This is a genomic window from Chitinophaga sedimenti (assembly GCF_023156195.1).
GTDB lineage: Bacteria > Bacteroidota > Bacteroidia > Chitinophagales > Chitinophagaceae > Chitinophaga > Chitinophaga sedimenti.
In genome coordinates this window covers 131,221-145,473 of the sequence record NZ_JAKUKA010000001.1, presented here as the reverse complement: position 1 = coordinate 145,473, position 14,253 = coordinate 131,221, and the positions used below count along the sequence as shown (strand labels likewise).

Here is a 14,253-nt window from a genome sequence, read left to right as displayed (position 1 = left end):
TTCCTTATACGATAACGCATTACTGATATGCCTTTACCTGAAAACAGACTCCAATACCTTTTTGACCGCTGGATGAGCCGCGAGGCCACGCCGGAGGAACAGGACGAACTGGCCGCGCTGATGGAACAGCCGCAGCATAAGGAGTTGGACCCTTTGCTGAAAGCCAGCTGGGACCAGTTGCAGGTAAAAGAAACATTAAGTACGGCGGATAAAAATCGTATCGTAGACCATATCTTAAAAAAGCGCGCCACCGTACATCCCATCCGCCGTTACTGGTGGGCTGCGGCGGCAGCGGTGCTCATTGCGGTGGGTGCCGGTTACCAGTTTAACCGCACGCAAAGGCAGGACACTAACCAACTGGTGACCACCGGCGCCCCGGACGTAGCCCCGGGCCGGCAGGGCGCAATACTGACCCTGAGCAACGGGCAAACGATCGTACTCGATTCTTTACACAACGGTGTAATCGCGCAACAAAGCGGTACGCAGGTAACCCTGAGCAACGGGCAGCTGGCGTACGATGCACTGGGCGCCGCCGATGTTGTATATAATACCATGACCACCCCACGCGGCCGCCACTTCCAGCTGATGCTGGCAGATGGTACCATGGTGTGGCTGAATGCGGCTTCGTCGCTGCGTTTTCCGAATGTATTTACCGGCAGCCAGCGCGTAGTAGAGGTAACCGGCGAAGCGTATTTTGAGGTAGCGAAAAATGCCGCGCAGCCTTTTATCGTGAAGGTAAATGAGCATACACAGGTGGAAGTAACCGGCACCAGCTTCAATATCAATGCATATGTAGAAGAAGCCGCCATTACCACCACCCTCCTTTCCGGCGGCGTTAATATCCATGCACATGGTGTACGTAAGTCACTGCGGCCGGGACAGCAGGCCAGTATCATTGGCAGCGGTATTCGCATACAGGATGATGCGGAAACAGAGATGGCTATTGCCTGGAAAAACGGGCTGCTTGACTTTAACGGCGCCAACCTCCGTGAAGTGATGCGCAAACTTACACGCTGGTATGACCTCGATGTAATTTATGAAGGAAAAATACCGGATGCTGAATTTGAAGGGGCTTTACCCAATAACCTCCAGCTATCACAGGTAATTAAAATATTAACCAAAGTCGAAGTAAAATTCAGGATCGAAGAAGGACGCAAATTGATTGTTTTAGCAGACAAGTAACCGTTTTTTTATAACCATTATCATACAACCAAAAGCCCGTTGATTAAGCGGGAGCGACTATCTTTTTGTCTAAATGTTTAATGTAATCTATGTTCCATTTATTATGATCGCAAAGTAAACAGCAACCGAACTAAAAAGGGGAAGTGTTTGCTGCACTTCCCCGAAACGGTTCCGGCCAATTTCTAAAAAAGTCTTCCAGGACAATTTCTTATTCCATTAACCTTAAACCATTACAAAAGTATGAACTTTTCCACTTTTTGTAAGCAGGACCGGCATGCCCCTGTACGGACGGCCTGGTCCACCACAAGATCTGAAAAACAACACCTGCCGGCACATCAACGCTCGTGGCGCCGGCGGCTGCAAACACTGCTGAGAACAATGAAACTGATCACACTTATTATGCTCGTTGCCTGCATGCACGTAACCGCCAAGGGATGGTCGCAGCACGTTACTTTTTCAGGTAACAACGTGCCACTGTCCAAAGTGCTGGACGCCGTAAGAAAACAGACGGGATTCGTTTTCTTCTATAACCGTACACTGGTGCGCGATAAGGGAAATGTAACGGTGAGCGCCGTGAACGAGCCCATGGAAACATTCCTGAACGATGTGCTGAACAAACAGGCACTCGATTACAGCATCGAGAACAATGTGATCGTCATTTCGCGTAAAGTATACAAGCAAAATGCCGCGGATACCTCCGACGTCAACATCAGTGGCCGTATTACCGACGAAGCGGGACAGCCGCTGCCGGGTGTATCCATTAAGATAAAGGGCACCGGTCGCGGCACCACCACCAACTCCGACGGGTGGTACAGTCTTTCTAACATCCCCGAAAGCACCGTCCTTGAAATCTCCTACATCGGCTTTGCATCGCAGGAAGCGCCCGTAAAAGGCAAAACCACCCTTAACTTCCAGCTCAGGTCATTCAGTAAAGATATGGAAGGGGTAACCGTGGTTGGCTACTCCACCAAAAACGTAAAGTACCTCTCCAGCGCCGTGAGCACTGTATCCGGCGACCAACTACGGGATGTGACCTCCAACAATGTATCCAATATGTTGCAGGGTAAAGCGGCAGGCGTGGTCGTATCCGGAGCATCCGGCGATCCTACCGTGGCCGCCAGCATACAGGTGCGCGGACAAAGCACCATCTCCGCGGGCAGTTCGCCCCTGATCGTGGTGGACGGTAACATCGGCGGTACTTACAATCCGACAGATGTAGCATCTATCACTATTCTGAAAGATGCGGCGGCTACCGGTTTATACGGTTCCCGTGCGGCCAATGGCGTGATCATCATCACCACTAAAACGGGTAAAGCGGGTAAAACACAAATCAACGCCACGGCTTCCACCGGCTTTAACAAGGCCACCAATGGCAAGTTTAAGTTGATGAATTCGCAGCAGTTGTACGATTACCAGCAAACGTTTACCACCCGTCCCGACAGCGTATTAAAGAACAATACCGACTGGTTCGATGTGGCCACGCGCAACGCCATGGTGCAGAATTATACGCTGTCTGCCAGCGGCGGGTCGGAGAAAACGCAGTTTTACGTATCGGGCAACTTCTATAAGGAAGAAGGGGTATTGCTGCAGAACAGCCGCAATGCCTATAACTTCCGCGCCAACCTTGAGCACAAACTGACCGACAAACTCAAGATGGCAGTTCTGCTCAATGGCATCTACACCAAAAACTACAACCACCACAGCAGCACCTTGTATGGCGCCTACACCAACCTTCCCTGGGACAATCCCTACAATGCCGACGGCAGTGTGCGATTCGCGGGCAATGGCGGCTGGCTGGGCAGGGAGCAGCATAACTTCCTGTACTCGCTCCAGTATAACCAGAGCAACGGCCGCAGCTTTGCCATGAACGGCGACCTCAATCTCGATTACGCGATCACCAAACACTTTACCATTTCGTCTTACAACCGTACGTTGATCGAAAACGGGAAAGACATGAGTTATTATGATCGCCGTACGAAAGAAGGTACCGCCGACCTGGGCGCGCTGTACAACGATATTGACTTCACCAGTACGTTGCTTACGTCCAACCGCGCGCGGTATGAAAACAACTTCGGCGATCACAACCTCTCCATGCTTGGCGTGTGGGAAGCGGAGAAACGCCTGTATGATGTAAACAGTGTATCTGGCCGTGGCATCCCGGCAGGCATGACGGCCATGTCTACCGCTACTGAAGTAAAGAATACCCCGACCGGCGGCCGTAATGAATATAGCTTCCAGAAATGGCTGGTACAGGGCGATTATAACTTCGCGAACAAGTATTTCCTGCTGGCGTCGTTTGTGCACGATGTATCTTCTAAATTCGGGAACAACAACCCGGGCGGCAGCTTTTATCAACTAGGCGCATCATGGATTTTAAGCCAGGAGCATTTTCTGCGGACAAACAGCGCGATCAGCTTTTTGAAACTGCGCGTGAGCCATGGCACCGTGGGCAATCCCCCACCGGCGACTATTCCGCGCTGGGCCTCTACCTGTACGACCAGAGCGCGAGTTATGCAGGCGAAACCGGTTCCTACCCTTCACAAAAAGCCAATCCGGACCTTACCTGGGAAAAGATCATGGCCAATAACCTCGGCCTCGACCTGGGTTTGTTCAACCGTATCAACCTGAATGTGGATGTGTATGATAAGCGTGCAAAGTCACTGCTGATGTACCGGCCCTTACCGCTGACCAGCGGCTACAGCAGCGTGCTGGAAAACATCGGATCTATCCGCAACCGGGGTGTCGAATTCACCTTAAATACCCGGAACCTGGCAGGTGATTTTAAATGGGAAACCAACTTTAACCTGGCCCTGAACCGCAATAAAGTAACCAAACTGAATGGCAGCGATAAGTTTGCCACCCCCAGCAGCACACAACCGGTTGGACTGAATGAAGACATGGACAAATGGTACATGCGCATCTGGGCCGGCGTGGATCCCAATAACGGGGATCCGCTGTGGGAAAAGATCGTAACCGATGCCGATGGTAAACAATACCTGACTTATACCAACTCTTACAACGCTGCAACGTTGCAATATACCGGCAGTTCTTCGGCGCCGAAATTCACCGGGGGTATGCTGAATACTTTCTCTTACAAAGGCATCAGCCTGAGCGCCTTTGTGAACTTCGTTTATGGCAACTATGTCATGAATGGCATGCGCCAGTTCTTTGATTCCGACGGCTTGTACGACAGCTACAACCAGATGGTGCTGGCCGATGGCTGGAGCCGCTGGAGCAAACCTGGCGACATTGCCACACATCCCAAACCTTTGCTGGGCGGCAACAAAGCGGCGAACGAACCCTCCTCCCGCTTTCTGGAAGATGGCAGTTACCTCCGCCTGCGCAACGTAACGCTGGCCTACGACTTTCCGAATGAACTGCTGCGCCGCGCGAAGATCAATACGGCGCGTGTGTTCCTGAGCGGCGATAACCTTATGACGGCCACCCACTTCTCCGGCACCGATCCGGAAGTGACCCTGTCTGACGGCAACTCCAGTACCAAGTACCCGCTCAGCAAGAAATTTATGTTAGGTGTCAGCATTGGATTCTAAAAACTATCAACATGCAAACGAACAAACTATTTACCATATTGATAGGCAGCGCGCTCTTACTGGGTGCGGCTTCCTGTAAAAAATATTTTGAACCCTCCACCGCCAAATCGGAATCGGAGGCACTGAACGATGCAGACGATGTACAGTCAGCCACCATCGGTACTTACGCGGTATTAAAAACCCGACGTACGTGCGCAGTATCCACTTCCTGTCGGAATACCCGAGCGATAATATTGCGCAGGGACAGGCGTCGTCCGATGCTTTGTCTAACGCCTACCGGTATACGCACCTGGTAGACATGAGCCACGTGTACAACGTGTGGCAGCAATCGTACTTCGTGATCAACTCCGCCAACCGCGTCATCGCGTTTGTACCGGATGAATCTACCCCGGCGCTGCGCCAGCTGAAAGGAGAAAACCTGTACCTGCGGGCCATGATGTATTTCAATATGGCACGTGTGTTTGGCCGGCCATATACGCAGGGCGACGGCAGTAACGAGGCGGTACCTATCGTGAAAGAAGATACCAGGGAAGAATTCCCGGCGCGTAACACCGTAAAAGAAGTATATGACTTTGTGATCTCCGACCTGCAGAAAGCAGCGGAACTGATGACCGAGCAGAAGAACAACAATTTTGCCTCCAAAGAAGTAGCGCTGGCGTTGCTCAGCCGCGTATACCTGTACAAAGGTGACAACGCCAAAGCCATCGAATACGCGGACAAGGTGATTACCTCCAACCGCTATGTCCTGTTGGGGCAATGCTTACGCCAACTATTTCCGCGGGGTGCCGGAGGATAACCAGGAAACCATTTTCTGCATCCGCCACATTAAAACAGAGAACCGCGACTTTAGCGCGATCGGTTCGATGTACTACAGCGAGGGCGGCCAGGGTGCTACCGGCTGGGGCGAGATTTATGCATCGCAACAGTACATCACGCTGCTGGATAAAAACCCCGGCGATCTGCGCCACGCCTTTATCTCTCCATATACTACCGGTGGTGTATTGGCATATCCGTACACCGTGCCGGTAACCACTATTCAATATAATACCCGGTTGAATCCTAAAACGCCGATGTATTACATCAACAAATACAATTACCAGGAAGGGCTGACGAACCTAAGCTCGCCGGTATACCTCCGTTTGGCCGAAATGTACCTGAACCGTGCAGAGGCCAATGCCAAAGCGGGCGGTGGCGGACTGCAACTGGCGCTGGATGATGTGAATCTTATCCGTCAGCGGGCGGGATTAAGCGCACAGCATTGTACACGCTGGCTAGTGTGGCGGCGGCCGGCAAAACCGTACTGGATGTGGTATTGGAAGAACGAAGGTTAGAATTTGCATTTGAAGGACAGCGGCCGTACGACCTGTTCCGCAACAACCGTGCACTGGTACGCGATTACCCGGGTACACATGCGCTGAACAATACGCCAAACACAAATGTGAACCAGACCATTCAACCTACGGATAACCGGGTGATTTACTTCATCCCGAACCGCGAGCGCCTGGTGAACAAAAACCTTACACAAAACCCTTAATGCCTTTCTCATGAAACATTCCCTGCTCTTTATATTGATATCCGCAGCCTGTATGGCAGGTTGCGGCAAAGCGGATGTGGTTACCTTTAAAGACCGCTCCACCATTGCGGCGGCCGACCGTACCGCCTGGACCGTCACCGCCTCCACGCAGGAAACCACCTGCGAAACCGCCGGTGCAGCGCTGGTGCTGGACAACAACGTCAACACGTTCTGGCTTCCGCTTATTGCGATATCACTTCCAGTTACCCGCACTGGCTGAACATCGACATGAAAACACCCATCAAAATGGTATCGGTGGATATTACAGCCCGGCAGAACAATGCCAACGGCATGACCCGCTTCCGGCTGGAAGGCAGTAATGACGGCACTTCCTGGAGTATGCTGCGCGACAGCATACCCTTTGTGGGCGCGACTAAAACGCCCCAGAGTTTTGCGGTATCATCGGCCACCGCTTACCGCTACCTGAAAATGACTGCACTAACGGGGCCTACAGCGAATACCTTCCTGGCGGAAATCAATGTATTTACCGCCAAAGAAAAATAGTACAATGTTTTTCGTGGGCAACTCCGGTCACATGCAATCATTCATTATCTAAACGAAAAACAATGAAAATACCCTTCATAACCGGCACAGCGTTGCTGTGCGCGTTACTGTTTTCGTGCAGCAAGAAAAGTGATGAACAGGCGAAACCCGATACTACCGCGGTTGTTCCACCCGCAACCAGCTACTCAGTGCCCCTGGCCGGCAACGGCTTTGTGACCACACTGGCCAGCGGCGGTGCGGAAGTGATCACCGGCAATGGTCTGGGTAACTGGACCAACGCCAACAGCATAACCAGCGTCTATTTCCGGTTGGGACTCACCGGTACGCTGAATGTATCGATCCGCGCCAAAGTGGCGCCCAGCGGCAGCAGCAATATCAAAGTAACGGTGAATGGCACCGTATTCAACAAAACCATTACCGGCAGCAGTTATGCAACGCATGCCATTGGCAGCGTTACCGTGGGCGCGGCCGGGTACATTAAAGTAGACCTGCAGGGTGTAAGCAAAACCGGCAGCTACTTCGGCGATGTGTCGGACATCATCATCAGCGGCGCGGCCACCGCGAACAACGTGGTGTATGCCAATGACGCCGCAAATTACTACTGGTCAAGAAGAGGGCCCTCGGTGCACCTCGGTTACACCATTCCCAGCGGCAACACTGCCGAGTGGATGTACAGCGAAGTGACCGTACCCATTGGCGAAGACAAAATTGGTTCGTACTACATGGCCAATGGCTTTAACGGCGGGTATTTTGGCATACAGGTGAACAGCGCGACCGAACGCCGCATCCTGTTTTCTGTATGGGACCCCGGCACGGGTACCACCAGCCTGGTGCGCAAAGGCACCGGTGTAACGGATAATTCATTTGGCGGCGAAGGCACCGGCGGACAAAGCTACCTGGTGTTTAACTGGGTTGCGGGCAATACTTACCGCTTCCTCACCCAGGCGAAACCTGATGGTGCGGGCGCTACCGATTTTTCTGCGTGGGTGTATACGCCTGAATCCGCCACCTGGCGCTTTATCGCAACCTGGAAGCGGCCTAATACCGTTACCTACCTGACGGGCATTTACTCGTTCCTCGAATGCTTCTCCGACGTAAACGGCTACCAGGGCCGTAAAGCATTGTACGGCAACCAGTGGATCCGCAACACATCGGGCACCTGGGTAGAACTGACCACCGCGAATTTCACAGCGGATGCGACTGCTACGGCAGACCAGCGCCGCGATTATGCGGGCGGACTGGAGTCCGGTAAGTTCTACCTGCGTAATGGCGGATTCTTTTCGAATTATGTAAGCTACAATCAGCCGTTCACCCGCACTGCCACCGGCACTGCACCTACGGTGAACCTGACCACCTTACCGTAAAGACTGTTTATTTTGTGATCGGAATGTTCCCGGAGAACATCATTCATGACAAGGCCCCGCTTTCCTGCGGGGCCTTTCTATTTACCGCTCAACCAGTTTAGAAAGGCTGCCGGCGCATGTTTGCGTAATTTTCGGGTATCTAATCAGAGACAGGTATGCGCAGACTTCTAACAGTGATCCTTTTCCTTCAACTATCGGTAATCGTAAAGGCCCAAACCATTACAGGACAAACGACTGATGAAAAAGGCGCTGTCGTTCCTTTCAGCACAGCGATATTATTCCGCAGTAAGGACTCCTCCCAGGTAACCGGGGGCGTGTCGGACGAAAAAGGAGTCTTTAAATTAAAGGCTGCGCCCGGCAAGTATTTTGTAAAAATCAGCCTGCTTTCTTATAAAGATAAATTCATCAACATTAACCTGGTGAAGGACCTGCAACTCGGCGCTATTGTGCTGAAACCCGGCTCTAAAACACTGGCGCAGGTGGAAATCGTGGGCGAAAAGAAACTGATGGAACTGGACCTGGACAAACGCGTGTATAACGTGAGCCAGGACGTGAGCAACATTGGCGCTAACGCATCTGAAGTGCTTGCCAACGTGCCTTCCGTAACGGTAGATGTGGACGGTAACGTAGCCCTGCGTGGCAGCCAGGGCGTGCGTATCCTTATTGATGGCAAACCTTCTGCCCTCACCGGCATTAAAAGCACCGACGCATTGCGCAACCTGCAGGGTGCGATGATCGACCGGATAGAGGTGGTGACCAATCCCTCGTCCCGCTTCGATGCGGCCGGGGAAACAGGCGTTATTAATATCATCCTCAAGAAAAATAAAACCCGCGGCTTTAATGGCAACTTTACCGGTACACTGGGTTACCCGCAACAGCTGGGTGCGGCTTATGCCATTAATTATAGAAATGAAAAGATGAACCTCTTTTCAAGCTTTGGCGTGAACCAGCGGAAAGGACCGGGTAAGAGCAGCACGTACCGTACGTATGAAAGTGCCGATACCAGCTGGGCTTACAATGAAAGTATGCGTCGCGAACGGAAAGACCTGGGCGCGAATATTATGGTGGGCATGGATTATTACCTGACCGACAACACTACGCTGACCGGCTCTGTACTATATTCCGGCGGTAAAGAAAATAATGTAAGCCGCCTGCGTTATGAAGACCTCGACGGCAATGGACAAATCAAAAACGCTACGCTGCGCATTAACGATGAAGACGCCCGCGAAGAGAATACAGAAGCCACGCTGAGCTTCCGCAAAAAATATGATCAGCAGGAAAAAGAGAATGGACCGCCGATGTAAAGTGGACAAGCAGCGGCGATATTGAAAAATCGAATTACACTCAAGGGCCTAACGGTGGAGCTCCCACGTTGTTACAACGTTCCGATAATCCTACCTGGGAAAGAACGCTGTTGCTGCAAACTGACTACGTGCATCCCTTTGGCCCGAACGCCAAACTGGAAGGCGGCCTGAAAGCGACGATGCGTAAGGTAACGAACGATTTTTTAGTGGAGGAACAAAATAGCAATGGCGACTGGAACCCGTTATCTGCCTTTGATAACAACATGGAGTATAACGAGAAGATATATGCGGCATACGCGATGTTTGGCAATAAGGTAAATAAATTCTCTTACCAGCTGGGCCTTCGCGGCGAGTTGTCGGATATCCGCACCGGGTTGCTGAAAACGAACGAAACCAACAAATGGCAGTATTTCAACCTGTTCCCGAGCACGGGTTTATCGTACCAGCTAAACAAGGCGAACACCCTGCAACTGAGTTACAGCTACCGTATTAACCGCCCGAACTCCGCGACCTGACGCCGTTCTCTGACTACAGCGATCAGCGCGTATTCTTTGTAGGTAACCCGAACCTGAACCCGGAATACAGTCATTCCATGGAAGCCGGCCACCTGCTGGAATGGGATGGTGGGTCTATCCTATCGAGCGTGTACTACCGCCACAAAACGGGCGAAGTACAGCGTGTGAGCGATCCCAGTAAAAACGGCGATACTACTTACATCCGCCCCATTAATATGGACACCCGCGATGACATTGGCGTAGAGTTCAACCTGTCGATGACGCTGACGCAATGGTGGAAATTCAACACCAGCGCCAATTTCTTCCATGCCGAATCCCGGGGTTACTTCAATGGCCCCCTGACGGCCTCTACCACCACGATGACGAACCGCACTACTTCTCGCATGACGTTCTTTAAGAGCCTGGACTTCCGTGGCGTCGCTGAACTACCAGGCGCCCCGTATCACCACGCAGGGAAAGGACAAATCGCAATACTCCATAGACCTGGGCCTGGCGCAGGACATTATGAAAGGCAAAGGCACGCTCACCTTTAACGTGCGCGACCTGCTGAACACCCGACGCCGCCGCTCCATTACCGACATTATGCTGGACGACGCACACCTGTACTCCCGCTCCGATTTCCAATGGCGCGTACGGCAGCTCACATTGACGCTGAATTACCGGTTGAACCAGCAGAAAATCGAAAAGAAAGAAAGAGAAGAAGGATTTGAATAGTTCGCACAGCCTTTTCTTTAACGTATCCTATATGGATCCTATAAGGATCCTATATCCACCTACCCTGCCAGCCTACGTTTCAGCGAATGAGCATATAGGATGGATATAGGATCTATAGAGGATCACTATAGGAAAAGTTATAGTTATATATGCAATAAATCAAAAACCTAGATATATGGAGATATTGCCGACATGTTGCGCGGGCAGGTCTTCGAAGTCTTTGGTATTGAACTTTTGCGAGAAAGTAACAGCGAACCGTTTGAGGCTGAGTACGGCAGACAGCTCCACGTCGGCCATGAGGCGACGCATAGGCGGGCGTTCCAGGTTACCCGCGGCTTCACGCACTTCGGGTTCCACGTATACATCTTTGGAGAACAGGCCCCCTTCCAGCAGGCTGTTGTAGAGTACATATTGAACGGAAGGCTTCACGCTGAGATACACCTGCGAGTGATCTTTGTGGGCGTACTGTTCGAGCAGTCCATCGAAGTAGGGCGACATATTCCCCGTACGCAGCAGCGCATGCGCTTCGAGCGAGTTGATCATGGAACCAACGCTCACACGCCCGCCACCGAGCATTTCGACCCCCTTTCGAGGTTGGTGAGTTGCTTATCGTAAGTAAGATTGTAATTGAGCAGCAGATCTGTACGGTACTGGTAGTCCCAGCCGCGGGGGTGGTAAAATTGAACCACCGGTGGATCATGTTTTGCGTTTGTCGCGCAAACGAAGGCGGCCCCATTACTCCCAGCACCCATTCTGTTTGAAAGCCGTCCTTTTACCGGGGCGGAAAGCGTACAGGGAATGGTGAGCGGTGAGGGAGCCGGAATACGGGTAATCAACAGGCTTATAGGCCGGCATACCCACGCTTAGCGGCGTAATCATCATCTGGAAAACGCTCCAGCTGCTGGCATAAATGGCTTTGCCACCGAAAGCCGGGGCGAGCCTGTCCAGCAGGAACGCAGGGCGGCGCTTATTGACGTAAAAACATCGAGGCGGGTGCCGTTGGTATAACCGCCATCGGCTATTTTACGACCGAACTTGATGCCGTCGTTATCCTCATACACCCTGACCAATAACCTTACCCGCCCGGAATCCTGGGCGAAAACAGTGACAGGGAAAAGAGAAAGTGCCAATGCAGCAAAAATGCTCCGGGCCGCGCCGAACTTCATAACCGCTCTGATTGTTTATACGAACAAAAACAGGGGCAATTTATACAATATGTTGGGATATGCGGTAGCGGATTGGGAAAATTAACGTTTGAATGGTCTTTTGAGGATACCGTGTGTTTAGGCAAAAGGAACAAAATGCACTTCCAGCTTAGAAGGAATGTCGATATCATCGGGCCAGATAACGTCGCCGATTTCCCTACCTTTTAACCTGAGCGCGAGGTAACGCTTTTTATCTCTCTCGCCGATGGCATAAATAATAGTCTCCGGCATTACTGATAGGGATGTTTACGTTTGGGAACACTTCTGCATGGGACATTATTTAATCGCGCGTATGGTGCGATAATATCTTCCATGTAACCGTCGAGCACCAAACTGCTAAGCTCGATATTTACATCATCTCTCACATGATAGAGCCGCAGCGACAAGTAATGGTCGGCCGAGGTGCTCCCAGCTTCGATCACTACCTGGTATGATTTAATATCTTTCCAGGGAAAGAATTTCCCTTTGTAACTAACGCCTTTTTCCGAAATCATCAGTATTGGTTTGGAACTGAGCGCACCGCGCCATGCCATGATCGACAACAAGAAAAAGAATCCTGCGCCCATACCGAGCCAGAAAGTCCCTTCCGACTGTTTGATCGCATGGTATGTGAATACCATCGAAAACACAAAGCTAATGACGGCCTGGAACGCAGTGCCTATCGGGCTGTATTGATATTTCTTTATTGGTAGCATAGTGATATCTTCCATGAATTAGCTGTTACCGATCGGTACACCGTATGCTTCTGTAAACGGGCGGATGTGATCTTTCATTTCACCTTCATAGTCCAGATCATTTAACATAATCGCAATATCCCTGGTTCCATCTTTCGGCCGTAGCCCCATATAGTAGAAGGTATCGCCATCCGCATCATTTAATTCGTAAAAATAATAGGCGGAGATGTCGGCCCAGGCGATAAATGATGAATTATAGGAAATTCCATCTTCGTTAAATGCAAGCCCTTTCCTTTCCCGGAAGCTATGAAATAACGCATAACAGGAACAAAAGAAAAAAAACACTGTATTGAGCGTAGCTATATGCAAAACACCGAATTTAGATACGATCACCGGCGTTGCTCCGAGCATGACCATAAAAACGAGAGCGCTGAAGTTCTATGTGTTGACTTATCGCGGTCAAATCGTACAGAAGGGATAAAAGATGTTTCGTTCATGTGCATCAAAGTTACCAAATCGGGTGGGTAGTCGCGGCCGTGCAGTTCGAAGCGTTGGGTAGGGATGTAGGGGATTCAATCATTAGAATTTAGTTCGCTATTTCCTTTAGCCGCAGATCCTCCGGAAAAGTTCTATTGTGTCGAAATTAAGATATAACCAGGAGTATATGATTGCGACCAGTACTGACGCGAGATTTCCAACGAGGTAATAGTCATTGAACTTATTATGTTCTTTATCCGGCTCATCATGTTTCAGCCGGGTCGCAAGTTTCAGTGCACTAAAAAAGGTAAGGGCATGAGGCAGGTTGTTAATCAACGATACTGCCAGAAAAACACGTTCGAATATTCCCTTCAAAACGGATTTAAAATCAATTCCCTTCCCTTTGTTAGCGATTTCTTTGTAGTACAACTGGGCAATCGCGGAGAAGATAAAAGCTAAAATAACCTCTGACACCAGATAAATGACCAATAACGTAACAAACTTACACATGACTTAATGCGAGATATGATATTATATTTTTAAGAGACACATATTCTTTGATATTTTGGCTGCGCTCTCTTTTCCACATCAATGACCGGTCCCTGTTTAATTTATCGGCGACCATTTTGTAGTCGCCAAGCTCCAGAAAAGAGGTCACAATCTCATAGTCCTTGTCCGCCTGCCAACCGTCTACTATTCCTTGATAGATACGAAATGCGTCATTCAGGACTGCCGATTTTTTGATGTCCGTTATATTAACGTGAAACCTGTCATTTGAGTTTTTCAGCTCTCCGAGCAAATTACGGGCTTCTGTTAACCCGGGGCCAAGCATTTCATGTGCAACAGCCGGATTAATTTTCGTTTCAATCCGTCCTTCAAAAACAACATATCTGAGTTTGAACCGGGCGTCTCTCGCTATCATTTGCTCCTCCAGTTCAACAATAACCTTCAGCGCGGATAGCAGATCGCTGGGCACCCCTGAAACTCATCCCCGAGCGTGATAGTAAGCGGTGAAAGAATGCTTTCTTTCGCACTAGTATTCACTGCGTGGACAATTTTCTTAAAATCATCCATTAGTTTTGCCTGTGATGTTTGACGGCTGCTTATTATATCAGCCATAAGGATGAAATGTAGGTTACGTTTCATATCACTACAAATATATAAAAATATCTTCACCCATTTCACAAAAA

19 protein-coding genes and 1 pseudogene are annotated in these 14,253 nt (G+C 50.4%); 12 read left to right on the top strand and 8 right to left on the bottom strand.

Annotated elements, in window-relative coordinates; translation table 11 throughout:
• Positions 1-72: 72 nt before the first annotated feature.
• The 12 genes and pseudogenes from MKQ70_RS00845 to MKQ70_RS00795 all read left to right on the top strand — a co-directional run bounded on the left by MKQ70_RS00845 (position 73) and on the right by MKQ70_RS00795 (position 10,707).
• Positions 73-1,182: a FecR family protein gene (locus MKQ70_RS00845; RefSeq protein ID WP_248066340.1), complete on the top strand. Its 1,110-nt coding sequence runs from the start codon at positions 73-75 to the stop codon at positions 1,180-1,182.
• A gap of 378 nt (positions 1,183-1,560) precedes the next feature.
• The gene (locus MKQ70_RS00840; RefSeq protein WP_248066336.1) at positions 1,561-3,810 is read left to right on the top strand and encodes a SusC/RagA family TonB-linked outer membrane protein; all 2,250 of its coding nucleotides are present in this window, start codon (positions 1,561-1,563) and stop codon (positions 3,808-3,810) included.
• Entirely contained in the window at positions 3,759-4,733 is a 975-nt protein-coding gene (locus MKQ70_RS00835; RefSeq protein WP_248066333.1) for a SusC/RagA family TonB-linked outer membrane protein, read from the top strand. Before MKQ70_RS00840 ends, MKQ70_RS00835 begins: the two co-directional genes overlap by 52 nt.
• A 190-nt stretch (positions 4,734-4,923) precedes the next feature.
• Positions 4,924-5,529 (top strand): RagB/SusD family nutrient uptake outer membrane protein, encoded by a 606-nt coding sequence (locus MKQ70_RS00830; RefSeq protein WP_248066330.1) that lies wholly within the window; start codon positions 4,924-4,926, stop codon positions 5,527-5,529.
• Complete coding sequence (locus MKQ70_RS00825) at positions 5,516-6,064, top strand: RagB/SusD family nutrient uptake outer membrane protein (protein WP_308198894.1); 549 nt, start codon at positions 5,516-5,518, stop codon at positions 6,062-6,064. Before MKQ70_RS00830 ends, MKQ70_RS00825 begins: the two co-directional genes overlap by 14 nt.
• Positions 6,040-6,267 carry a RagB/SusD family nutrient uptake outer membrane protein gene (locus MKQ70_RS37285; RefSeq protein ID WP_308198893.1) on the top strand — a complete coding sequence of 76 codons (228 nt, stop codon included), beginning with the start codon at positions 6,040-6,042 and terminating at the stop codon, positions 6,265-6,267. The genes MKQ70_RS00825 and MKQ70_RS37285 overlap by 25 nt, the downstream gene beginning before the upstream one ends.
• A gap of 10 nt (positions 6,268-6,277) precedes the next feature.
• Positions 6,278-6,526 (top strand): hypothetical protein, encoded by a 249-nt coding sequence (locus MKQ70_RS00820; RefSeq protein ID WP_248066315.1) that lies wholly within the window; start codon positions 6,278-6,280, stop codon positions 6,524-6,526.
• An 8-nt stretch (positions 6,527-6,534) separates the two neighbouring features.
• Positions 6,535-6,810: a discoidin domain-containing protein gene (locus tag MKQ70_RS00815; RefSeq protein WP_248066312.1), complete on the top strand. Its 276-nt coding sequence runs from the start codon at positions 6,535-6,537 to the stop codon at positions 6,808-6,810.
• A gap of 62 nt (positions 6,811-6,872) precedes the next feature.
• On the top strand, positions 6,873-8,174 hold the full coding sequence (locus MKQ70_RS00810; RefSeq protein WP_248066309.1) for a DUF3472 domain-containing protein: 1,302 nt from the start codon (positions 6,873-6,875) through the stop codon (positions 8,172-8,174).
• Positions 8,175-8,329: 155 nt separating this feature from the next.
• Positions 8,330-9,478, top strand: a complete 1,149-nt coding sequence (locus MKQ70_RS00805; RefSeq protein ID WP_248066307.1) for a TonB-dependent receptor plug domain-containing protein — start codon at positions 8,330-8,332, stop codon at positions 9,476-9,478.
• Between the two features lie 20 nt (positions 9,479-9,498).
• A pseudogene (locus MKQ70_RS41860) lies at positions 9,499-10,526 on the top strand (outer membrane beta-barrel family protein).
• On the top strand, positions 10,414-10,707 hold the full coding sequence (locus MKQ70_RS00795) for an outer membrane beta-barrel protein (RefSeq protein WP_282457014.1): 294 nt from the start codon (positions 10,414-10,416) through the stop codon (positions 10,705-10,707). The pseudogene MKQ70_RS41860 and the gene MKQ70_RS00795 overlap by 113 nt, the downstream one beginning before the upstream one ends.
• A 159-nt stretch (positions 10,708-10,866) precedes the next feature.
• On the opposite strand, the gene MKQ70_RS00790 is transcribed toward MKQ70_RS00795, so the two are convergent.
• The 8 genes from MKQ70_RS00790 to MKQ70_RS41855 all read right to left on the bottom strand — a co-directional run bounded on the left by MKQ70_RS00790 (position 10,867) and on the right by MKQ70_RS41855 (position 14,137).
• Entirely contained in the window at positions 10,867-11,283 is a 417-nt protein-coding gene (locus tag MKQ70_RS00790; RefSeq protein ID WP_282456158.1) for a lipid A-modifier LpxR family protein, read from the bottom strand.
• Positions 11,262-11,396, bottom strand: a complete 135-nt coding sequence (locus MKQ70_RS37270; protein WP_282456157.1) for a hypothetical protein — start codon at positions 11,394-11,396, stop codon at positions 11,262-11,264. Before MKQ70_RS37270 ends, MKQ70_RS00790 begins: the two co-directional genes overlap by 22 nt.
• Before the next feature lie 189 nt (positions 11,397-11,585).
• Positions 11,586-11,873, bottom strand: a complete 288-nt coding sequence (locus MKQ70_RS00785; protein ID WP_248066302.1) for a hypothetical protein — start codon at positions 11,871-11,873, stop codon at positions 11,586-11,588.
• A gap of 117 nt (positions 11,874-11,990) precedes the next feature.
• Positions 11,991-12,143, bottom strand: coding sequence for a hypothetical protein (locus tag MKQ70_RS00780; protein WP_248066299.1), 153 nt, complete (start codon positions 12,141-12,143; stop codon positions 11,991-11,993).
• Positions 12,143-12,622, bottom strand: coding sequence for a hypothetical protein (locus tag MKQ70_RS00775; RefSeq protein WP_248066296.1), 480 nt, complete (start codon positions 12,620-12,622; stop codon positions 12,143-12,145). The genes MKQ70_RS00780 and MKQ70_RS00775 overlap by 1 nt, the downstream gene beginning before the upstream one ends.
• A 3-nt stretch (positions 12,623-12,625) precedes the next feature.
• Positions 12,626-13,003: a hypothetical protein gene (locus tag MKQ70_RS00770; protein ID WP_248066293.1), complete on the bottom strand. Its 378-nt coding sequence runs from the start codon at positions 13,001-13,003 to the stop codon at positions 12,626-12,628.
• 562 nt (positions 13,004-13,565) lie between these two features.
• Positions 13,566-14,039, bottom strand: coding sequence for a SatD family protein (locus MKQ70_RS00765; protein WP_248066290.1), 474 nt, complete (start codon positions 14,037-14,039; stop codon positions 13,566-13,568).
• Positions 14,012-14,137: a hypothetical protein gene (locus tag MKQ70_RS41855; RefSeq protein WP_372490076.1), complete on the bottom strand. Its 126-nt coding sequence runs from the start codon at positions 14,135-14,137 to the stop codon at positions 14,012-14,014. The genes MKQ70_RS00765 and MKQ70_RS41855 overlap by 28 nt, the downstream gene beginning before the upstream one ends.
• Positions 14,138-14,253: the final 116 nt, after the last annotated feature.